The following is a 21,991-nucleotide window of genomic DNA, read 5'->3' on the forward strand; positions in this document are numbered from 1 at the left end:
AAGCCCCCAGGAGGACGGGACGGGAAGGGGCGGAGGGGGCGGAGGGGGCGAAGAACACCCCCGCCGCCACCCACCCGTCACAGCCGGGGATCGACCGGCTCGCTCTCCAACGCCAGCACCCCGAACACCGCTTCATGCACCCGCCACAACGGCTCCCCGTCCGCGAGCCGGTCCAACGCCTCCAGCCCCAGCGCGTACTCGCGAATCGCCAGCGACCGCTTGTGGTTCAGGAACCGCCCCCGCAGCCGGGCGAGGTTCTCGGGCCGCGTGTACTCCGGCCCGTAGATGATCCGCAGGTACTCCCGCCCCCGGCACTTGATGCCCGGCTGCACAAGCCGCCCGTTCGCACCGCGTACGACGGCCCCGACCGGCTTGACGACCATGCCCTCGCCACCGCGCCCGGTCATCTCCAGCCACCAGTCGACCCCGGCGCGTACGGACTCGGCGTCCCCCGTGTCGACGTACAGCCGTCGCGTGGTCCCCAGCAGCCCGCTCCCGTCGTGCTCGACGAGCCGGTCGATCAGCGCGAGCTGCTCGTCGTGCGGGAGCGCGGCGAGGCTGCGCCCCTGGACGGCGAGAATCTGGAAGGGCGCCAGACGCACCCCGTCCAGCCCGTCCGTCGTCCAGCAGTAGCGCCGGTAGGCGTCCGTGAACGCCCCTGCGTCGGCGGCCCGTTCACGCTGCCTGTCCAGCAGACCGCCCACGTCGACACCCCGCGCCGCGGCCCCTTCGAGCGCGGCGAGCGCCCCCGGGAACACGGCCCCGGACGCGGCGCCCACGGCGGCGTACTGGGACCGCAGCAGCCCGGACGCCTTCAGCGACCACGGCATCAACTCGGCGTCGAGCAGCACCCAGTCGGTCCCGAGCTCCGCCCACAGACCGGCCTGCGTCATCGCCGCCCGCAGCCGGCCGAGGATCTCCTCGGTGACCGCGGTGTCGTCGAAGAACGGGCGGCCGGTGCGCGTGTACAGCGCCCCGGTGGGCCCGTCCACGCCGAAACGCTCACGCGCCGCCTGCGCGTCGCGGCACACCAGCGCCACCGCCCGCGAGCCCATGTGCTTCTCCTCGCACACGACCCGCGCGACGCCGTCCTCCTTGTACTGGGCGAAGGCCTCCGCCGGGTGTTCCAGGAAGTGTCCATCAGCGGCTCCGCCGCGGGCCTCGATGTGCGAGGTCGCGGTCGGTGCCATGGTCGGGGGCAGGTACGGCAGCAGCCGCGGGTCCACCGCGAAACGGCTCATGACCTCCAGGGCCGCGGCCGCGTTCTCCTCGCGGACGGTCACCCGCCCGGCGTGCCGGGTCTCGACGGTGCGGCGCCCGTGCACGTCCGCCAGGTCGAGCGGCCGCCCCTCGTGCCCGCCGGGCGCCTCGGAGGCCAGTGGCCTCGTCGGCTCGTACCAGACCTGCTCGGCCGGTACGTCGACCAGCTCGCGCTCCGGCCAGCGCAGCGCGGTCAGCTTGCCGCCGAAGACGGCACCCGTGTCGAGGCAGATGGTGTTGTTCAGCCATGTGGCCGTGGGCACCGGAGTGTGGCCGTACACCACTGCCGCACGGCCGCGGTAGTCCTCCGCCCATGGGTAGCGCACCGGCAGCCCGAACTCGTCGGTCTCACCGGTCGTGTCGCCGTACAGCGCGTGCGAGCGCACCCGGCCCGACGTACGGCCGTGGTAGTGCTCGGGCAGACCGGCGTGGCAGACGACGAGCCGCCCGCCGTCGAGGACGTAGTGACTGACCAGCCCGTCGACGAACTCCCGTACCTGCTTCCTGAACTCCTCGCTCTCCCCCGCCATCTGCTCGATGGTCTCGGCGAGGCCGTGCGTGTGCTGGACCTGGCGGCCCTTGAGGTAACGCCCGAACTTGTTCTCGTGGTTGCCCGGGACGCACAGGGCGTTGCCCGTCGCGACCATCGACATCACCCGGCGCAGCACGCCGGGGGTGTCCGGGCCGCGGTCGACGAGGTCGCCGACGAAGACGGCCGTACGGCCCTGCGGATGCACCCCGTCGACGTAACCGAGCTTCCCGAGCAGCGACTCCAGCTCGGAGGCACAGCCGTGGATGTCGCCGATGATGTCGAACGGGCCGGTGAGGTGGGTCAGGTCGTTGAAGCGCTTCTCGGTGCGGACCTCGGCGCTCTCGATCTCCTCCGCACCCCGCAGGATGTGCACCTTCCTGAAGCCCTCACGTTCCAACTGCCGCAGGGAGCGCCTGAGTTCGCGAATGTGACGCTGGATGACGCGGCGCGGCATGTCGGCGCGGTCCGTGCGTGCCGCGTTGCGTTCGGCGCACACCTCCTCGGGCACGTCGAGCACGATGGCGATGGGCAGTACGTCGTACTTCCTGGCGAGGTCGACCAGCTGACGGCGGCTGTCCTGCTGCACGCTGGTCGCGTCGACGACCGTGCGCCGCCCCGCCGCGAGGCGCTTGCCCGCGATGTAGTGCAGCACGTCGAAGGCGTCGCCGCTGGCGCTCTGGTCGTTCTCGTCGTCGGCGACGAGACCGCGGCAGAAGTCGCTGGAGATGACCTCGGTCGGCTTGAAGTGCCGTCGCGCGAAGGTGGACTTGCCCGACCCGGACGCGCCGACGAGGACCACGAGGGAGAGGTCGGTGACGGGCAGGGTGCGCACCCGGGGTTCGCTGTGGTTCGTCATGCGGCCTTCTCCTCCTTCGCGTTCGGGTCGTTCAGTCGTTCGTTCATGGTGAAGACGGCCATCTGGGTCGGCGGACCCACCTCGGGGTCGTCGTCGCCGACGGGCACGAACTCCACGCCGTAGCCGTGCCGCTCGGCCACGGTGTGCGCCCAGCCGCGAAACTCCTCGCGCGTCCACTCGAAGCGGTGGTCGCCGTGCCGGGAGTGCCCGGCCGGAAGGCTCTCCCAGCGGACGTTGTACTCGACGTTCGGCGTCGTCACGAGGACGGTCCTCGGGCGCGCCGAGCCGAACACCGCGTACTCCAGGGCGGGCAGCCGCGCCAGGTCGAGGTGCTCGATGACCTCGCTGAGCACGGCGGCGTCGTACCCCTTGAGCCTCCTGTCGGTGTACGCGAGCGAGCCCTGAACCAGCTGCACGCGCGACGCCTGTCGCTCCCCCATGCGGTCGAGCTTGAGCCGCCGCGCGGCGACGGTGAGCGCGCGCATCGACACGTCCACGCCGACGATCTCGGTGAACCGCGGGTCCTTCAGCAGCGCCTGCACCAACTGGCCCTGCCCGCAGCCGAGATCGAGTACACGGCCCGCACCCGAGGCGTGCAGCGCGGCGAGGATCGCGTCACGCCGCAGGACGGCGAGCGATACGGCCTTGCCGTCCGCGCTCCCGTCCGGGCTCTCCTCCGTGCTCCGGTGCGCGTTCACGTCCCCGTCGTCGGCGCTTGCGTCCGGGCTCCCCTTCGCCACCTCGGCGCCGGTGTCCGTCTCGTCGTCCGGCCGGTCCTCGACCTCGTCGTCCGGCCGGTCCTCGACCGCGTTGTCGATGTCCTCGACCGCGCTGTCGTCGGTCTCGGCGAGCCGTACGAGTTCGAGCCGCTCCGTCGCCGCGCGCGTCAGCGACCAGCGCCGCGCGAGATAGCGGCTGGTGATCAGCCGCTGTTCCGGGTGGTCCGGCAGCCAGCCCTCGCCGGCCCGCAGCAGCTTGTCGACCTCGTCGGACGAGACCCAGTAGTGCTTGGCGTCGTCGAGCACCGGCAGAAGCACGTAGAGGTGCCGCAGCGCCTCGGCCAGGGTCAGCCGCTCCGATTCCAGCACGAGCCGTACGTACCGCGAGTCGCCCCACTCGGGGAACGCCGCGTCCAGCACCACGGCCTCGACCGTCACCGTCCAGCCCAGCGGTTCGAAGAGCGCCCGTACGAGATCCGCGCCACCGCGTGCGGGCAGCGCGGGCACCTCGATCCGGAGCGGGAGCGGGCGCGCGGGGAGCTCGGGCCGCGCCGTGCACTGCCCCTTCATCGCACTGGAGAACACAGCGCTCAGCGCCACGGCCAGCAGCGACGACGCCGCGTAGGGGCGGTCGTTCACGTACTGCGCGAGCGCGGCGTCCGGCGCCCCGCCACGCCCCTTGCCCTTGCCGCGCCGCACCAGCGCCACCGCGTCGACCTCCAGCAGCAACGCAGCAGTGCACCGCTCGGCGGACGCCTCCGGGTACAGGACGTGCGCCGTGCCGTAGGACGTCGAGAACCCTTGCGCCTTGTCGGGATGCTTGTGCAGCAGAAAGCCGAGATCGGTCGCGGGTCGCTCTGGGGTGCCGGTGGCACTGATCGTCAGGAACACGTGTCCGAGTATGGGTGTCGGCGCCCTCCCCGACCAGGGAATTTCACCCTGGCCCGGTGCGGCGGCCCCCTGCGTGCACTGCGGCCCCACGCCTGTGCAGCGGCGGGATCCTGGCAGGGAGGTCCTCAGGACAGCTGGGACATGACCTGGGAGGAGATCAGGTCCAGGTGGTCGAGATCGTCGAGGTCGAGGATCTGGAGGTAGAGCCGCTGGGAGCCGATCTCCGCGTACCGGCCGATCCTGTCGACGACCTCGGCCGGGGAGCCGGCCAGGCCGTTGGCCTTCAGCTCCTCGACGTCGCGGCCGATCGCGGCGGCCCGCCGGGACACCTCGTCGGCGTCCTTGCCGACGCAGGCCACCAATGCGTTCGAGTACGTCAGATCGCTGCCCCTGCGGCCCGCCTCCTCTGCCGCGGTGCGAACCCGGCCGAACTGGCGCTCACTGTCCTCGATCGAGGCGAAGGGCATGTTGAACTCGTCCGCGTACAGGGCGGCGAGCCGGGGAGTGCGGGTCGCGCCGTGACCGCCGATGAGGACCGGGACCTTCGCCTGGGCGGGCTTGGGCAGGGCGGGCGAGTCGGTCAGGTCGTAGTGGGTGCCGTGGTGGCTGAACGTCTGGCCCACCTCGGTCGCCCACAGTCCCGTCACGATCGCCAGCTGCTCCTCCAGACGGGCGAACTTCTCCTTCGGGAAGGGGATGCCGTACGCCTTGTGCTCCTCCTCGAACCAGCCCGCGCCCAGCCCCAGTTCGACGCGACCGCCGGACATCTGGTCCACCTGCGCGACCTGGATCGCGAGAACACCGGGCAGCCGGAAGGTGCCCGCGGTCATCAGCGTGCCGAGCCGGATGCGCTTGGTCTCCCGGGCGAGCCCGGCCAGCGTGATCCAAGCGTCGGTGGGACCCGGCAGGCCGTCGGCCGAGCCCATGCGGAGGTAGTGGTCAGAGCGGAAAAAGGCGTCGAACCCAAGGTCCTCGGTGGCCTTCGCCACGGTGAGCAGGGTGTCGTACGTGGCCCCTTGCTGGGGCTCGGTGAAAATTCGAAGGTCCATACATCCATCCTGCACGGTCGTCTGCCGGTCGACCCCATCGGTCCCGCCGAGCCCTCCCGACCCCGGTCGGGTGAAATCCGTCAACCGCGTGTGCGGAGCGGGTCCGTGCCAGTGACCGCGGTCGGCGATGATCGTTGGCTCGTGCGGAGCCGGACCGCCCGGCCATCCCGTCGCCGGCGGTTGCCGGGGCGTCACCCGCGCCGGCCCTCTCACGGGGCCACAGGCCGAGGAGGCCGTCATGTCCCAAGAAGCCGCGCCGCAGCAGACCGTGCCCGCACCGCCGAAGGGGCTGCTCCAGCAGATGGAGGAGCTGATGGCGGCACTGAACGCGGACCTGTCGCAGCTCGACGCGGATCTGCAGTCCTCTACGGGGCGACCGGGGACTGAGGGCTCGGGGGTGGACGCCCGGTCCGTCGGCCAGGTCTGAGAGGGCTTCCCCTCCCCCGTTACCGCACCCGCCACACCCGCCACACCCGCCGCAGGCAGAGGGAACGATCTTCACCGGACGGCCGTCGGCAGCGTTCCGGAGAAACACCGCGAGCTCCGCAGAGACACCCTCGCCAACCTGATCATCACCATGCACAGGCGCATCGTTCCAGACGCCCGAACCAGCACCCATCCACCTTGACCAAGGACATAGGGGCACCCCCAAGCCCCCACCCACCCCGAAGAACCCCGCCCTCAAACCCCGGACGCGCTGAAGCCCCTCCCCTGGTCTCTCGCTGCCAGGCGTCTGAGCATCTCCAGGACCCGGTCCCTCGACTCGTCCGCCGCGTCGATCGCCTCCATGCACTGCCAGTACGTCGCCTCGTCGTCCGCGGCGCAGGCGACGCCGACCAGGGCTATGCCGACCTCGCCGAGGAGGCCGCCGAGGCAGAGGAGGACCTCGCGGGCGTCGCCCAACTCGGTGAGCCGGGCGGCTCGTAAGGTGTTGATGTCGGCGGCGGAGGCTTCGAGGACGCCACAGCCTCTGCCTGCCAGTTCGGTCAGGCCCAGGGCCTCGCCGCGGAGTTCGGGCGGGCCGGAGACCGCGAAGCGGCTGCCTATCGCCTGGGCCAGGGCCTGTGCCTGCCAGACCTCCGCCATGACCTCCGGTGCGTCGCCGCTCCCCGCCAGGGCATCCCTGCTCACCATGATGAGCCGCATCGCGTCCACGCGTTGCCCCCGCTCTGTCCCGACGCGTTGTCGCGCGTCCGCCCGAACTCCGTTGTCCACTACCCAGAGTGAGCTTCCCGGCGACGAAAAGCCAGAGGTAGCCCGAATTCTGTGGACAAGAAGTCGGATGTGGACAACTTCGCAACTCCGGAGAGTGACCGAATCAGGCGCCAGGCCTTCACCGCGCCACTCGCCGCCCCGCTCCCCGCGCTACTCGACGCCGCGCTACCCGCATCCCTCACGACCCCTCGCGGCCTTTCACGGCCTTTCACGGCCCCTCCGGTGCCGGAAACCTCCGTTCGTTCCGGTCGATCTTCGCATCGAGGGCCGACAACGGGTCGATGCCGAGCACCTCGCACAGCTGCAGCAAGTACGCCAGGACGTCGGCCACCTCGTCCGTGACGCGGTGCGCGGTGTCCGCGTCGTCCATGACGCGCGCCGACTCCTCCGGGGTCAACCACTGGAAGATCTCGACGAGTTCGGACGCCTCCACGCTCAGCGCGGCGACCAGGTTCTTGGGGGTGTGGTAGGGCTGCCAGTTGCGTGCGGCGGCGAACTCGGCCAGCCTGCGCTGCAGCTTCGCTACGTCCAGTTCTGTCACGGCCTCAGGTGTACCACCGTCGCCCCGGCCGTCTCCGCCCCCGGGGCATCGCTCACCGTGCCCACGAGCCGGATGTGTCCGCGCTCGCACATCCGCACCGCCAGCCGGACCAGTTCCCCCGCCTGCCGGACGTCCAGGCCGCGGTCGAGGCCGTCGGCCAGGACCGTAAGTGTCTGCAGAGCCGCCGGGACCTCTCCGGCCTGGTCGACCTCCAGCACTCCGGGGCCGGTGAGCAGGACGAGGGCAAGCGCCAGGTATCGCAGCTCCCCGTCGCCGAGAAGTCCGAGGGGTGTCCGGATGCCGTCGCCCCGGTCGAGGAGGGCGCGGACCCTGCTGTCCCCCCACTGCTCGGCGAACACCTCCGTGACCGGCCCGGCGCATCCCGCCCGTACCGCCGCGACCAGTTGTCCGTGCCGTCGGCTGCACTCCGACCGCGTGCGCCACAGCACTTCGGCGAGGTTGTCGCAGCCGCGCAGCAGCCGTCCCGCACCGAGCGGAACGGCCGCGCGCATGCGGTCGGGGACCGGGTCGCAGGCGAAGACCGACCGCAGCGCGACCACCATCTGCTCGGCGGCTGCGAGGACTTGGCGCTCCCCGTCCGTGCGGCCCGCGACGCGCAGCGGCAGCAGCGCGGTGCCGAGGCGGTCGTCGGGAAGCGGTCCCCGGGTCACCGGGGGCAGGCCGGCGGTGTGCCAGGCCGCCTGGACGACGGGACGTTCCGGGTCCCGTAACGCGGTCTCCAGGAGGACCAGGCCGCCCGCCGTCAGCCGCTCGCCCACGATGCGCAGATCGGGCTCGGCCTGTACGGCGACGTCGAGCCGTACGGGTCCCTCGGGGCCGTCGGCCGTGCACCCGATGCGGAAGCCCCGGCGCCGCTGGGCGTCGGGGCGGGCCCGTTCGGGCACGTACGCGACCGGGTCGGGGAACACCTCGTGGAGTCCGGCGCCGCCGCCGAGTCGCGCCAGCGCCTCGTACGCCCGCAGGGCACCGGTCTTGCCGCTGCCGCTGGGCCCGGCGAAGAGGGTGAGTGGTCCGAGCGGGAACCTGGCGCGCCGGTGCCCGGCGAAGGCGGCGAGCCTCAGCTCGGTGATGCTCGGCCGGTCCGGACGCGCCCCGGGCCCGGCGGGGGCCTCCGGAGATGTCAGAGTCATATCCGGACGGTAGGCCGCCGCAGAAAGGCGAACCGTTCCGCCTTGGTGACCTTCCTACGATCGAGCGACCCGCACACCGGAGGCCGGGCCTCGGGGACCACCCCTGGGACCTCTGGGCTACCTCTCCGGGATCCCCGCGCCTTCCATCAGCCCCCGTACCTCCGTGCCGGGCGGTGTCAGCAGGAACACGTTCCGGTCGACGCGGTGCATGCCGCTCGCGAGACCGAAGACGACGCCCGTACTGAAGTCCAGGACCCGCTTGGCCACCTCGGTTTCCGCGCTGGTCAGGTCGAGCAGGACGGGAATGCCCGCCATCAGCGTCTCGGCGACCTCGCGGGCGTCCGCGAACACGTTGATCCGCAGGACGACGAAACGGCGCCGCGTCTCGGTCTCGGCTTCGGGGATCGACCGGTGACCGACCGCCGAGGGCCAGGCGTCCCGGCCGCGCAAAGGAACGACCTGGGCGAGCCCTTCCCACTGCTCATCGGTGACGTCGTGGCTGTTCACTGGCCCACCCCGTCCTGGCTCGCACTCAATATCTGCACGGTGCATTCTTACGCATGGTCACCCGTTCGGCCCAACAGCGACACGGTCCGCCACGCCTCGGCCTCACATCGGCCGCAGGGCGGCTGTGCAGACGGCGTAACCCCTCATGATCGAACGATGTGACATCCGCGTAACGGGCAATTCGTACGCTCGGCGACAACAGAGGACGTCGGACGACGTCCGGTGACGTCGGCCGGCACCGGCCGACGTCAGCGTTTCCGGTCGGAGAGGGGCTGCCCGTGGCCGCACAGGGCCCGCGGAGGGTCGGCGCCGATGCCGAGATACGCACGGTGCGGACGGTCTGCTCGTACTGCGGCGTGGGCTGCGGCATGCTCCTCGACATCGGCCTGGGCCCCGACGGGCGGCGTACGGTCCTGAAGGCGTCCGGCGACAAGGCCCACCCGGCGAACGCCGGCCGGCTGTGCACCAAGGGCGCGACCACCGCCGAGATGCTCGCCGCGCCCGGCCGGCTGACCAGCGCCCTCGTCCGGGACGACCGGGGCGAGGAGCCGGTACCCGCCCCGGTGGACGCGTCGATCCGGGAGACCGCGCGCCGGCTGCGCCGAATCATCGACGAGCACGGTCCGGACGCCGTCGCCTTCTATGTCTCCGGGCAGATGAGCCTGGAAGCACAGTATCTGGCGAACAAGCTGGCCAAGGGGTTCGTGCGGACCAACCAGATCGAGTCCAACTCCCGGCTGTGCATGGCGAGTGCGGGTGCGGGATACAAGCTGTCGCTGGGCGCCGACGGCCCGCCGGGATCGTACGACGACCTGGACCGGGCGGATCTCTTTCTCGTCATCGGCTCGAACATGGCCGACTGCCATCCCATCCTCTTCCTGCGGCTCATGGAGCGGGTCAAGGCGGGCGCCAAGCTGATCGTCGTCGATCCGCGGCGCACCGCGACCGCCGCCAAGGCCGATCTGTTCCTGCAGATCAGGCCGGGGACCGATCTGGCGCTGCTCAACGGGCTGTTGCACCTGCTGCACGAGAACGGCCACACCGATCCCGGCTTCATCGCCGAGCACACCGAGGGCTGGGAGGCGATGCCCGAGTTCCTCGCCGACTATCCGCCGGCCGTCGTCGCCGACCTCACCGGGATCGCGGAGGACGACATCCGGGAGGCGGCGCGCCTGATCGGGCAGGCCGCCGAGTCCGGTGAGTGGACGAGCTGTTGGACCATGGGCCTCAACCAGTCCACGCACGGCACCTGGAACACGAACGCGCTCGTCAACCTGCACCTCGCGACGGGGGCGATCTGCCGCCCGGGCAGCGGCCCGCTCTCGCTGACCGGGCAGCCGAACGCGATGGGCGGACGCGAAATGGGCTACATGGGCCCGGGGTTGCCCGGCCAGCGGTCCGTGCTCGTCGACGAGGAGCGGGCGTTCACCGAGGGGTTGTGGGGGCTGCCGCCGGACACGATCCGGGCCGACGGGGTCGGCAAGGGCACCGTCGAGATGTTCCGGAAGATGGCCGACGGCGAGATCAAGGCCTGCTGGATCATCTGCACCAACCCCGTTGCCTCGGTGGCGAATCGCAGGACGGTCATCGAGGGCCTCGAAGCCGCCGAGTTCGTCGTCACGCAGGACGTCTTCGCGGAGACCGAGACCAACGCGTACGCAGATGTCGTGCTCCCGGGCGCGCTGTGGACCGAGACCGAGGGCGTCCTCATCAACAGCGAGCGCACGCTCACCCTCGCGCGGCCGGCCGTCGAACCGCCCGGGGAGGCACGGGCGGACTGGCGGATCATCGCGGCCGTCGCCTGCGAGATGGGGTACGAGAAGGGGTTCTCCTACGACAGCGCCGAGCAGGTCTTCGAGGAGATCAAGCAGGCCTGGAACCCCAGGACCGGGTACGACCTGCGGGGTGTCACCTACGAGCGGCTGCGGGAGACGCCCGTGCAGTGGCCGTCGGCCGAGGAGGACGGTCCCGCGCGCAATCCGATCCGGTATGTGGGCGGCGGCGGGGGCGAGTTGGCGTTTCCCACGCCCAGCGGACGTGCCGTGTTCTTCGCGCGGCCGCACCTGCCCGAGGAGGAACTGCCGGACGACGACTTCCCGTTCGTGCTCAACACCGGGCGGGTGCAGCACCAGTGGCACACGCTGACGAAGACCGGCAGGGTCGCCAAGCTCAACAAGCTGAATCCCGGGCCGTTCGTGGAGGTGCATCCGCGGGACGCGGCCGCGCTGGGCGTCGCGGAGGGCGACTCGGTGGAGGTCGCCTCGCGGCGGGGGCGGGCCGTGCTGCCCGCGGTCGTCACCGACCGGGTGCGGCCCGGGTGCCTGTTCGCTCCCTTCCACTGGAACGACCTGTTCGGCGAGTACCTGAGCATCAACGCGGTGACCAGCGACGCGGTGGATCCGGTGTCGTTCCAGCCCGGGTTCAAGGTGTGTGCGGTGGCGGTGGCGCGGGTCTCCTCGCCTTCTCCGCCCGCGCCACCTGCGACTGCGCCCGCGTCGGTTGCGGCTCCGTTCGCGTCCGCCGCGGCTCCGGTCGGCGAGGTCGTCCTGGCGGGGGTCGCCAACGCCGGGACGGCTCAAGTGAGCCCGGGGGCCGCGGTGTTCGGCCTGGAGCCGGTCTCGCCGCCCGTCCTCTCCGCCCAGGAGCGCCAGTACCTCACCGGCTTCCTCGCGGGGCTCGGCTCCGGTGCCCCCGGCGTTCCCGTGCTCCCTGCGGACGCCCCCTTCAGCCCCGATCACGCCCTCTGGGTCAACGGTGTCCTCGCCGGCCTGTACTCCCGGTCGGCGGAGCCGGCCACTCGGCAGGACGTACGCGAGGTCGTCGTGCTGTGGGCCTCGCAGACCGGCAACGCCGAGGAGTTCGCGGTGGCCACCGCCGAGCGGCTCGCCGCGACCGGGCATCGCGCGAGCCTCGCCGGCATGGACGAGACGGATCCGGCCCGACTCCCGCGCGGCGCCGACCTGTTGCTGATCACCAGCACCTTCGGCGACGGCGACGCTCCCGACAACGGCTCCGGCTTCTGGGACAGCCTGTCCGGGCGGGAGGCCCCCCGCCTCGACGGGGTGCGCTACGCCGTGCTGGCCTTCGGGGACTCCTCCTACGCCGACTTCTGCGGCCACGGACGCCGACTGGACGCGCGCCTGGACGAGTTGGGCGCCGTACGCCTCGCGCCCCGTACGGACCTGGAGCCTGACTACGAGCCCTCCGCGGACGCGTGGCTCGACGAGGTGATCGGCGCGCTGGGCTCCGCCGGGACCGCGCCCCCGTCGACGCTCCCGGCCGAGGTGGCCGCGCCGGCCCCACCACCGGCGCCCCGGGCCCCGAAGCCCGCGCCCGCCACCGTCCGCCTCGCCGGGAACCGGCTGCTCAGTCGTCCCGGTGCGGGCAAGGAGGTCCGCCGGTTCACCTTCGACACCAGCGGAACATCACTGTCGTACGAGACGGGTGACGCGCTCGGTGTGCGGCCGGTCAACTCGTCGCGACTGGTGGAGGAATGGCTCGCGGTGACCGGGATCGACCGGTCGACTGCCGTGGATGTCGGTGGAGTTGGTGAAGTTCCCTTCACCGAGGCTCTGGAGCGGCACCTCGACATCACCAGGATCACTCCCGACCTGCTTCGCTTCCTCTCCGAACGCGTCCACGACAACCGGGAGTTGAAGAAGCTGCTGCGGCCCGACAACAAGGACGGGCTGGCGCAGTGGTCCTGGGGGCGGCAGGCCGTCGACGCGGTGGCCGAGCATCCCGTGCGCGCCTCGGCGCAGGAGTGGGCGGGAGTCTTCAAGCGGCTCCAACCGCGCCTGTACTCCATCTCGTCGAGCCCGCTCGTCGATCCGCACCGCGTATCACTGACCGTGTCCGTCGTGCGGTACGAGAACCTGCTCGGGCACCCTCGGGGCGGTGTCTGCTCACCGTTTCTCGCCGACGCCGAGGCGGACATCGCCGTGCCGGTCTTCGTTCAGCGGTCGCCGCACTTCAGGCCGCCGGCGGATCCGTCGACGCCGATGGTGATGGTCGGTCCCGGTACCGGAGTCGCGCCGTTCGTCGGGTTCCTCCAGGAGCGGCGGGCGCTCGGGCACCGGGCACCCAACTGGCTGTTCTTCGGCGAGCAGCACCGCGCCACCGACTTCTACTACGAGGACGAGCTGGCGGCCTTCCGGCAGGAAGGCACCCTCAGCCGGCTGGACACGGCGTTCTCCCGCGACCAGCGCGCCAAGGTCTACGTCCAGGACCGGATGCGTGAACACGGACCCGAGCTGTGGCACTGGCTCCAGGACGGCGCCCGCTTCTACGTGTGCGGGGACGCCTCCCGTATGGCCAAGGACGTCGACCGGGCGCTGCGGGACATCGCCGTCGCACACGGCGGGCTCGGTGAGGCGGAGGCCGCCGCGTACCTGAAGCAACTCGCGGCGGACAAGCGGTATGTGCGCGACGTGTACTGAGACGTGTACATAATTGAGCAAAACCGGCACCTTCCTCCGCAATCGAGGCGTCCCTCATGAGCCTGAGCATCCGCAACCAGCTCCCCGGCACCGTCACGACCGTCACCCCGGGCGAGGTGATGGCGACGGTCGGGGTCCGTCTCGACGGGGGCCAGGACGTGACCGCGGCCATCACCCTGGAGGCCGTCGAGGACCTGGGGCTCGCCCCGGGTTCCAAGGTCCGCGCCCTGGTCAAGTCGACGGAGGTGTCCCTGGCCGTCGGCCCGGTGGACGGGGTGAGCATCCGCAACCAGCTCCCTGGCACGGTCACCGACGTCGCCACCGGCGGCGCCATGGCCCGCGTCAAGGTGGACGTCACGGGCGGCGAGCTGACCTCCGCGATCACCAGGGACGCAGTCGCGGAGCTCGGTCTGACCGCCGGCACCCCGGTGGTGGCGCTCATCAAGTCGACCGAGGTGGCCCTCTCCAACGCCTGACACAAGGCCCGGCGGGACGACGGCTCCGCTGGGCCCGCGCTTCTTACCAGCCTCACACCGGACTTTTCACGTCCGGCCACACCCCGCTCACCTGCGGGAATTAGCGTCCCCTGCCGTGTACTTGGCAGAGACAAGGCCCTCGCCCACCGCTCGGTGGAACCCCGCGCGGAAGTGGACGCCGGACGATACCCCGGCGCAGTGGCACCGTGTCCTGACCCTGCTCGCCGACATCAGCCTGTTCATCGGCACGCGCGACATCTGGGTGCAGGCCGCGAGCCACCGTCCCGTCGTGGCCGCGGCCATCTCGCTCTGCTACGCCTCCATTCTCGTGACCGGCGTCCTGGCCCTGGTCGTGCGCGGCGGCCGTACGCTGGCCCGCCTCGACCTGGTCGTCCTGGTGACGGCCGTGACGCTGACGCTGTGCGCGTACGCCATGAGGCACGCCGGCAGCGACGAGGCGGTCCTCACCACGCAGGCCGCCCACCAGCTCCTTTCCGGTCACCCGGTGTACGGGCGGCCGTGGCCCTGGCTCTTCGGCCACGGAGTCGCGCTCACCCCGACGGTGACGGGCGGCTACGACTTCACGTACGGCTATCCGCCGCTGTCCGTGCTGCTGACCGCGCCCCTGCTGTGGCTGGGCCACGGGGCGGCCGCGGCGACGCTGGTCAGCACGGGCGCGCTGGTCGTGGGGACGATCGTGATGTGGCGGCTGCTGCCCACGCCGTGGCGCTCGGCGGCCACACTGGTCTGCCTCGGCTTCGGCCTGCTGCCGACTTACGCCCGGCTCGGCTATCCGGCGGTGGTCGCGCTCGCCCTGCTGATCCCGGTGGTGGCGGGCTGGCCACGGCTGGGCGGCGGCGGGCGCGGCGACTGGGTGCGGGCGGCCTGTCTGGGCGCGGCGTGTGCGGCGCAGCAACTCCCCTGGTTTCTCGCGCCGTTCCTGCTCGCCGGGGTCTACGCACTGCGCCGTGGTGAGCTGGGGCCGCGCGGGGCCGCGGCCGCCGTGGGGCGGATCGTCGGCGTCGCCGCGGCGACCTGGCTGCTGGTCAACGCCTACTTCCTGGTGAGCGAGCCGAGTGCCTGGTTCTCCGGCATCGCGCTCCCGCTCACCCAGGGCGCCGTCATCCACGGCCAGGGTCTGGTGGGCCTCTCGCTCTACTTCACCGACGGCAGCGACCGGCTCGTCTGGTACTCCCATGCGAGTCTGCTGCTGGCCGCCGCGCTGCTGGCGCTTTTCGTCCCTTTCGTACGGCGGCTGGGCCCTGCGGCGACGGTGCTGCCGTGGTGCGCGTTCTTCGCGGCGACGCGCTCCCAGGACGGTTACTACCTGCTGATGACCCCGCTGTGGCTGGCCGCGGCCGTCACCGCGCCGCCGACGTCGTTCACCACCGCGTGGCAGCCGCGGCCCGCCTTCCTGGACGGGCCGGGGCGCCGCCGGGCCCGGCTCGCGACGGTCGTGCTCCTGCTGTGTCCGTCGCTGGTGGCCGTGACGGTGGCGGCGACGGGGGCGCCACCGCTGCGCATGCACGTCCTCGGCACGCACCGCTCCCACGGCGCCCTGACCGAACTCACCCTGCGCATCACGAACGCCGACGACTCGGCCTTGCGCCCGCACTTCACGCTGACCACGGGGCAGGGCATGAACCGCTTCTGGACGCTGGTCACAGGTCCGGCCACGCTGGAGGGGCACGCCACGGCGCGGTACCGACTCCGGCCGCCCGACGGCCGGTTCCCGCTGCCGCGGCCCGGAGTGCGCATCCGGGTACGGGCTTTCACCGCGAGCCCGATGACGTTGTCGAGCGCGGACCTACGGACGGCCCGCAGCGACGCCGAGCCCTGAGCGATGCCGGCGGCGCCCGGTTCGACGTGGCTCAGTCCTCGAAGCCGTTGTCGGCCAGAAGCCTGTCGACGCGGGCCCGGTGTGCCGCCTCCCACGCGTCGAGGGTTTCGTCGGCCTCCTTCGCCAACGCGGCCCGGGCGGCACGCAGCACCTCCTCCTGGCGGGCGCCGGGAGTGACGGCGACGCCCTCCTCGTCGGCGACGACGATGTCGCCGGGGTGCACGGTCACACCGCCGCACCGCACCGGGGTGTTGAGCGGTTCGACGGCCTTCTTCACCCCCGGCACGGGGATGATTCCGCGGGCGAACACGGGAAAGCCCAGCTCGCGCACCTCGGCGAGGTCGCGGATCACGCCGTCGGCCACAAGGGCGACGATCCCCCGGCGCTGGGCGATCGCGCAGACGTTTCCGCCGGCGAGCGCGTAGTCCACGTCGCCGCCCGTCTCGACCACGAGGACCGAGCCGGGCGCCGCGCGGTAGATGGCCGCGTGCAGCATGAGGTTGTCACCGGGAGCGCACCGCACGGTGAACGCCGGGCCCGCCACGCGCGGCGGCGGGGACCACAGCGGTCGTAGGCCGATGTCCATGACCTGCGCGCGTCCCACGACATCGGCGAGGGTGGTGGTGGGAACGTGCTCGAATCCGGTGACGGCGTTCATGTTCCTCCTCGGGTCCTGCTGCGGACGGAGGAAATGCTATGCGAGTCAGGCCGTGCGGACGGCGGCCGCGCCCTCACCGGACGGGCCGCCGTGCTCCTCACTTCCTGTCGGGGAAGAGCCCCAGGGGTACGGCGGCGGCCAGCGCCCGGTAGCCGTCGGGGTTGAGGTGGAGCCAGTCGCCGACTTGGAGGGTCGGGAGCAGGCGCCGGGGGTTGTCCGGGTCGCGTACCGCGCGGTCGAAGTCGATGACGGCGTCGAAACGGCCGCTGGTGCGGATCCAGCTGTTGACCGTCTGCCGCGTCGACTCGCGCAGGCCGCCCGCGTCGTCGTACGGCGTGTTGCCGCCGAAGGGCAGCAGGGTCGCGCCGTAGACACGGATGCCCTGGGCGTGCGCCCGGACGACGATCTGGTCGTAGGCGGCGGTCAGTTCGGTGGCGACACGGCGCTGGGCGGCCTCGGTGGCGTCGGCGGTGCCGATGTCGTTGACGCCCTCGAAGACGATCAGCCATGCGACGCCGCTGCGGGCCAGGATGTCGCGGTCGAGGCGGGCGAGGACGTTGGGGCCGAGGCCGTCGTTGAGGACGCGGTTGCCGCCGGCCGCCTGGTTCAGGACCGCGACGTCGGTGGTGGCGGGGTGGGCCCGGAGCCGGTCCAGGAGCTGGTCGGGCCAACGGTTGTTGGCGTTGGTGGTGGAGCCGCGGCCGTCGGTGAGGGAGTCACCGAGGACCGCGGCGGCCGCGGTGCCGGGGCGGGAGAGGACCTCGACGTCGCTGAGCAGGTACCAGTGGTCGACCGGGGTCGCCTGCGGCAGGTCGGCGTCCTCGGTGTGGTCGCCGCCCTTGAGGAGGTACGAGGTGGTGCGGGAGCCCGGGTGGGAGGTGAGGGCCAGCGACGCCTGCCCCTCGGCCAGATAGGCCGTGACCGTCAGATTCGACCCCGGCCGCAGGTCGAAGTCCAGGGCGTCGGACACCAGTTGGGCCCCCGCCGGTACGGTCGCGGAGGCCCGCCCGGCGAACGTCACCCGTCGTACGGAACCGGCCTCGACGGCGCTGACACCGGCCCGCCCCTGCGACGGCAGCGCCACCGTCACCGCGGTGAGGGGCAGCGGAGTCCCGCCGAAGGTGTTGGAGAAGCGGAGCCGGACCCGGGTGCCGCCGGTGGAGACATGAACGGTCTGGCGCAGCGTGGTGTCGACGAGCGTGGCGTCGCTCCCGGTGAACGGCGCGGGCGGCAGGTTGGCGGGCTCGGTGAGCTGCGGCATCGCCGTCCAGGTGTTCACCCAGCTCCGGCCCGGCGCCGGGCTCCCGCCCGTGGCCTGGACGGCGGAGGACGTCCAGACCAGGGCGAGGGCGAGGATGCAGACGGTGAGGAGGTGGACGAGCGGTACCTCGCGCGAGAAGCGCTTCGGCAGCGGTTTCGGCATCATGTGACCGTGCAGACCGTTCCGTTGAGGGTGAAGGCGGTGGGTGCGGCGCTGTTGCCCGTGTGTGTGGCCTGATAGCCGATGCCGACGCTCGCACCCGGTGCGATCGAGGCGTTGTAACCGGCGTCGGTGGCGGTCACGCCGCCGCTCGCGGGGGCGTAGGTCGCGCCCCAGCCGTTGGTGATGGTCTGGCCGGAGGGCAGGGTGAAGCCCAGCTTCCAGCCGTTGACGGCCGAGGTGCTGGTGTTGGACACGGTCACGGAGGCGGTCAGTCCGGTGTTCCAGGCGTTGGTGGTGACCGTCACCTTGCAGGCGCCGGCCGGGGGTTGGGGCACGGTGCCGCCGCCGTCGAGGCCGAAGAACGTGAGGACGCGGGCCCCCATCCCCCACGTGTACAGGTTGTGTCCGACGCCCTGCAGGCTGATCGCCTCCACGGGGGCGCGGTCACCTGTGGAGCCGTAGCGGGTGCGGGTCCAGCCGGACTGGGGCGTGTCGGTGGCCGACGGCGTCTGGCTGACGCCGAGGACGTTGGTCCACTGTTTGATCTCTTCCCCGAAGTTCGGGTACGTCAGGGTCGCGTCCTCGGTGCCGTGCCAGACCTGCATGCGCGGCCGGGGCCCGGTGTAGCCGGGGTAGGCGCCGCGTACCAGGTTGCCCCACTCCTGCGGGGTGTGGATCACCGTGCCTCCGGAGCACGCGCTGTTCCACTCGGAGCCGTCGGTGGTGGCGAAGCAGCCGAACGGCACACCCGAGAACGCGGCGCCCGCCGCGAACACGTCGGGATAGTCGCCGAGCAGAACGTTGGTCATCATCGCGCCGGAGGAGATCCCGGTGGCGAAGATCCGGCTGGTGTCCGCGTTGTACGTACGGGTGACCCAGTCGACCATCGACTTGATGCCCACCGGGTCGCTGCCGCCGTCGCGGTGCAGGGCCTGCGGGGAGGAGACGTCGAAGCACTTGCTGGCGCGGGTGACGGACGGGTAGACGACGATGAAGCCGTACTGGTCGGCCAGCGAGGCGTACTCGGTGCCGGAGTACATCGCCGGGCCGGAGCCGGTGCAGTAGTGCACGGCCACCACGACCGCCGGGTGCGCGGTGACGCTGTTGGGCACGTACAGGTACATCTGCAGATTGCTCGGGTTGGTGCCGAAGTTCGTCACTTCGGTGAGGGCCGCGGCGGCGGCTTCGGTGCGGGCCGGGGCCGCGGGTGCGGCCGAAGCGGCGGGCGCGGCGAAGAGTGCGGCGGCGAGTAACGGCAGTGCTCCGAGGAGCGCCACCAGCAGCCTGCGCAGCGGTCTCCTCGGGCGGTGTGCGGTGTTGCCGGCAGTCGTGGACACGTCCTTGCCCCATCCGTCAGCAGGAGGAATTGCTCGGGGGAACAGGCTTGGGCGCCAAGGGAGTTGGGAGGAGCGACCATGGCGCGCGCACGCGGAATCCACACGCCTCACCCCTCGGAACGGGTAGCGCCCGAAGCATCGTGGCATGGACACGACGGCCATGGAAGCGCTCCCACGCAATGGCTCGAAAGCGCTTCCCGTTCGCTGCGCCGAGCGCGCGCCGCGAACACCGCGACCCGTGGCGTGTGATCCGGAACACGGCACACGCTTGCCTGCACAGGGATGTGCAACCATCCCGGGACGGACCCTGGCCGCCGCCCCATCGAGGAGCTGTAGATCATGGCAAACCTGGCGCACAACGTCGTGCTCGCCGCCGCACGTCATCCTCACCGGCCCGCCCTGCGGCTGGGCGAGCGGACCTGGACGTACGCCGAGGTGGACGTCATGTCCGCCCGGGTCGCGGCGTCCCTGGCCGCCGACGGACTGCGCCCCGGCGACCGGGTCGGACTGATGCTGCCGAACGTGCCTGCCTTCGTCATCCTCTACTACGGCATCCTGCGGGCCGGCGGCATCGTCGTCCCCGTCAACCCGCTGTTCAAGGCGCGGGAGATCGAGTACTACCTGACCGACTCCGGCGCGGTCCGCCTCTTCACGACGGACCTCTCCCTGGCCGAGGCGGAACCGGCCGCACAGGCCACCGGCACCCGTCTGGTCCGCGTCGACGTGGCCGACGCGACAGCCGGTGCGGGGTCCTACGAGCCGCTGACCGCGGTCGCCGAGCGGAGCGATGACGCGACGGCCGCCATCTTCTACACCTCGGGTACCACCGGCCGCCCCAAGGGCGCGGAACTGTCGCACGACAACCTCGCGCGCAACGTCGAGGTGGTCACCCGACTCTTCCACCTCACCGAGCAGGACGTGGTGTTGGGCTGTCTGCCGCTGTTCCACATCTTCGGGCAGGGCTGCGCGATGAACGCGGCCGTCAGACAGGGCGCGTGTCTGGTGCTCGTCCCGAGGTTCGACCCGGCGGAGGTGTTGCGCGCGATCGAGCGGGACCAGGTGACCGTCTTCGAGGGCGTTCCCACGATGTACGCCGCCCTGCTGCAGCAGCCCGACGGGACGGACACCTCGTCGGTGCGGCTGTGCGTGTCCGGCGGTGCGTCCCTGCCCGTTCCCGTTCTGCACGCCTTCGAGAAACGGTTCGACTGCGCGATCCTGGAGGGCTTCGGCATGTCCGAGTGCTCACCGGTGGTCTCCTTCAACCACCCGGACCGGCCGCGCAAGCCCGGTTCGGTGGGCACCCCCATCGAAGGGGTCGAGGTCCAGGTCATAGGCCCCGACGGCACACCGGTGGCGCGCGGCGAGACGGGCGAACTGGCCGTCCGGGGCCACAACGTGATGAAGGGCTACTGGAACCTTCCGGAGGCGACGGCGGAGACCATCGTGGACGGCTGGCTGCGCACCGGCGATCTCGTGCGCGAGGACGAGGACGGCTACCTCTTCGTCGTCGACCGCAAGAAGGACATGATCATCCGCGGCGGCTACAACGTGTATCCGCGCGAGATCGAGGAAGTCCTCTACGAACACCCCGACATCCTGGAAGCCGCCGTCCTCGGCATCCCCCACGACACCCTCGGCGAGGACATCGCCGCCGCGGTGGTCCTGCGCCCCGGCGCCGGGCAACACCCCACCGAACTCCAGCAGTTCGTCAAGGACCGCGTGGCCCCGTACAAGTATCCGCGCGAGATCCTCTTCCTCGACGCCCTGCCGAAGGGCGCCAGCGGCAAGATCCTCAAACGGGAGATCGCCTTCCCGCGCTGACCCACCGCGTGGCGCCGGCTCGGTCAGTCACTCCGCTTCCGCTGCCGTTCCTGCCCACGCGCATCACCTTCCGGTGCGCCGAACAGCACCTCGGCGGCGGCCTCCCACTCCCGGACCAGGCCGAACGTCTCCGGCGCGCGCAGCCATTGGATCTGCAGGCCGTCCATCATCGCCATGATGTGCCGGGCGAGGGATTCAGGACGGTCGCTGAGGCCCTTGGCCAGGGACGCGAAGGCCGCTGTCGCCTGCTTCTGCCGCTTGGCGAAGTAGGCGTGCGCGGGATGGCTCGGCGTCAGCGACTCCGCCTCGAGCACGGTGAAGAGCCGTACGATCTCCGGCTGCTCCGCATTGCGCCGCATGGTCGCCGAGCACAACTGCCGCAGACCGACCCCCTCGGGGCCGTCGACGGACCACTCGTCCGGTATCTCGTCCTCACCGACGCCGAGTTGAGCCCGAAGCGATCGGGCGTCCTCGGCGTCCCGGTGTTCCAGCACCGCGATGAGCAGGCCGGCCTTGGAGCTGACATGGCGCAGCACACCGGGCACGGTGAGCCCGCACCGGTCGGCCACATCCTGCATCGACAGGCCCCAGAAACCACGCTCGGCAATGAGTGCGGAAGTGATGTCGATGATCTGGCGCCGTCGCTCGGGGCCCGGCAGCCGGGGCCGGTCACGCCGGTAGCCGGACGCACCGTCAGCCATCTTCGCCAAGACCTTTCCGTCGGGCGCCGCCATCACTCCGTGACAACACTGCGGGGACTGTACGGCACACGAGTGGCCGCCTCCAACAGCAGCCGTGCGAGGCCGACTTCATCCTGCGCGACGCTGCGACAACCTGCGCGGCGCCGCGGTCAGGCACCAGCCCAAAGCGTCCCCACCCCTTCCCGAAGTCCGGCCGCGAGCTGCCTCTTCGTCGCTCGCCAGTTGGCCACCAGGGCGAATTAGTTAGTAGCTACTAGCTAGTGACTTATCCGAGCGGCACCCTAGCCCCGCCCGGATCCATCGGCAAGAGACACGCCCGTCTCGCCGGAAAAGCGGTGCACGATCGGCCCGTTCGCGCTCGTCGGAAGCATCCCGCGTCGCCTTCACAAAGTGAACGCACGCACACCGCTTGACACTCCATCAACCTCGCTGGCTTCATTTGTCGCGGCGTGAGTGAGCTGGGCGAGCTCGCATGCCGTGTACAGGTTCCCCCTCGGGGACGGCTCTGCTGGGCCGTCCTGCCCCGAGGCCCCTCATTTCATTTCCGGAAGATTCCGGCGTCGGCGTTGCCGCAC

General features: G+C 71.3%; 16 protein-coding genes. 5 read left to right on the forward strand and 11 right to left on the reverse strand.

Going from position 1 to position 21,991, the window contains the following annotated elements:
• Positions 1-77: 77 nt before the first annotated feature.
• The 3 genes from ABZS97_RS21030 to ABZS97_RS21040 all read right to left on the reverse strand — a co-directional run bounded on the left by ABZS97_RS21030 (position 78) and on the right by ABZS97_RS21040 (position 5,307).
• Entirely contained in the window at positions 78-2,648 is a 2,571-nt protein-coding gene (locus tag ABZS97_RS21030; RefSeq protein WP_356139797.1) for a polynucleotide kinase-phosphatase, read from the reverse strand.
• A complete protein-coding gene (locus tag ABZS97_RS21035) occupies positions 2,645-4,258 on the reverse strand; it encodes a 3' terminal RNA ribose 2'-O-methyltransferase Hen1 (protein ID WP_356139798.1) in 1,614 nt (537 codons plus the stop codon). Before ABZS97_RS21035 ends, ABZS97_RS21030 begins: the two co-directional genes overlap by 4 nt.
• A gap of 125 nt (positions 4,259-4,383) precedes the next feature.
• Entirely contained in the window at positions 4,384-5,307 is a 924-nt protein-coding gene (locus ABZS97_RS21040; RefSeq protein ID WP_356139799.1) for an LLM class F420-dependent oxidoreductase, read from the reverse strand.
• A gap of 238 nt (positions 5,308-5,545) precedes the next feature.
• Here ABZS97_RS21040 and ABZS97_RS21045 point away from each other — a divergent pair, with 238 nt between their 5' ends.
• Complete coding sequence (locus tag ABZS97_RS21045) at positions 5,546-5,734, forward strand: hypothetical protein (RefSeq protein ID WP_356139800.1); 189 nt, start codon at positions 5,546-5,548, stop codon at positions 5,732-5,734.
• A 254-nt stretch (positions 5,735-5,988) separates the two neighbouring features.
• Here ABZS97_RS21045 and ABZS97_RS21050 read toward each other — a convergent pair whose 3' ends face one another.
• From ABZS97_RS21050 to ABZS97_RS21065, 4 genes are all read right to left on the reverse strand, one after another.
• On the reverse strand, positions 5,989-6,462 hold the full coding sequence (locus ABZS97_RS21050; RefSeq protein ID WP_356139801.1) for a DUF6099 family protein: 474 nt from the start codon (positions 6,460-6,462) through the stop codon (positions 5,989-5,991).
• 268 nt (positions 6,463-6,730) lie between these two features.
• The gene (locus tag ABZS97_RS21055) at positions 6,731-7,063 is read right to left on the reverse strand and encodes a nucleotide pyrophosphohydrolase (protein ID WP_356139802.1); all 333 of its coding nucleotides are present in this window, start codon (positions 7,061-7,063) and stop codon (positions 6,731-6,733) included.
• Entirely contained in the window at positions 7,060-8,214 is a 1,155-nt protein-coding gene (locus ABZS97_RS21060; RefSeq protein ID WP_356139803.1) for an ATP-binding protein, read from the reverse strand. Before ABZS97_RS21060 ends, ABZS97_RS21055 begins: the two co-directional genes overlap by 4 nt.
• Positions 8,215-8,331: 117 nt before the next feature.
• Entirely contained in the window at positions 8,332-8,766 is a 435-nt protein-coding gene (locus ABZS97_RS21065; protein WP_356139804.1) for a cell division protein SepF, read from the reverse strand.
• A gap of 233 nt (positions 8,767-8,999) precedes the next feature.
• On the opposite strand from ABZS97_RS21065, the gene ABZS97_RS21070 reads away from it, so the two are divergent.
• From ABZS97_RS21070 to ABZS97_RS21080, 3 genes are all read left to right on the forward strand, one after another.
• Entirely contained in the window at positions 9,000-13,160 is a 4,161-nt protein-coding gene (locus ABZS97_RS21070; protein ID WP_356139805.1) for a bifunctional nitrate reductase/sulfite reductase flavoprotein subunit alpha, read from the forward strand.
• Positions 13,161-13,216: 56 nt separating this feature from the next.
• The gene (locus ABZS97_RS21075) at positions 13,217-13,636 is read left to right on the forward strand and encodes a TOBE domain-containing protein (RefSeq protein WP_356139806.1); all 420 of its coding nucleotides are present in this window, start codon (positions 13,217-13,219) and stop codon (positions 13,634-13,636) included.
• Positions 13,637-13,847: 211 nt separating this feature from the next.
• Positions 13,848-15,476 (forward strand): hypothetical protein, encoded by a 1,629-nt coding sequence (locus tag ABZS97_RS21080; protein ID WP_356139818.1) that lies wholly within the window; start codon positions 13,848-13,850, stop codon positions 15,474-15,476.
• Positions 15,477-15,507: 31 nt separating this feature from the next.
• Here the strand turns inward: ABZS97_RS21080 and ABZS97_RS21085 are convergent, their stop codons facing one another.
• From ABZS97_RS21085 to ABZS97_RS21095, 3 genes are all read right to left on the reverse strand, one after another.
• Entirely contained in the window at positions 15,508-16,134 is a 627-nt protein-coding gene (locus ABZS97_RS21085) for an RraA family protein (RefSeq protein ID WP_356139807.1), read from the reverse strand.
• 97 nt (positions 16,135-16,231) lie between these two features.
• On the reverse strand, positions 16,232-17,557 hold the full coding sequence (locus tag ABZS97_RS21090) for an SGNH/GDSL hydrolase family protein (protein ID WP_356139808.1): 1,326 nt from the start codon (positions 17,555-17,557) through the stop codon (positions 16,232-16,234).
• Complete coding sequence (locus ABZS97_RS21095) at positions 17,557-18,894, reverse strand: PHB depolymerase family esterase (protein WP_356139809.1); 1,338 nt, start codon at positions 18,892-18,894, stop codon at positions 17,557-17,559. Before ABZS97_RS21095 ends, ABZS97_RS21090 begins: the two co-directional genes overlap by 1 nt.
• Before the next feature lie 339 nt (positions 18,895-19,233).
• On the opposite strand from ABZS97_RS21095, the gene ABZS97_RS21100 reads away from it, so the two are divergent.
• Positions 19,234-20,715: a long-chain fatty acid--CoA ligase gene (locus ABZS97_RS21100; RefSeq protein ID WP_356139810.1), complete on the forward strand. Its 1,482-nt coding sequence runs from the start codon at positions 19,234-19,236 to the stop codon at positions 20,713-20,715.
• Positions 20,716-20,738: 23 nt separating this feature from the next.
• On the opposite strand, the gene ABZS97_RS21105 is transcribed toward ABZS97_RS21100, so the two are convergent.
• Positions 20,739-21,416, reverse strand: coding sequence for a helix-turn-helix domain-containing protein (locus ABZS97_RS21105; RefSeq protein ID WP_356139811.1), 678 nt, complete (start codon positions 21,414-21,416; stop codon positions 20,739-20,741).
• Positions 21,417-21,991: the final 575 nt, after the last annotated feature.

It is taken from the genome of Streptomyces sp. NPDC005485, assembly GCF_040606085.1.
Taxonomy (GTDB): domain Bacteria; phylum Actinomycetota; class Actinomycetes; order Streptomycetales; family Streptomycetaceae; genus Streptomyces.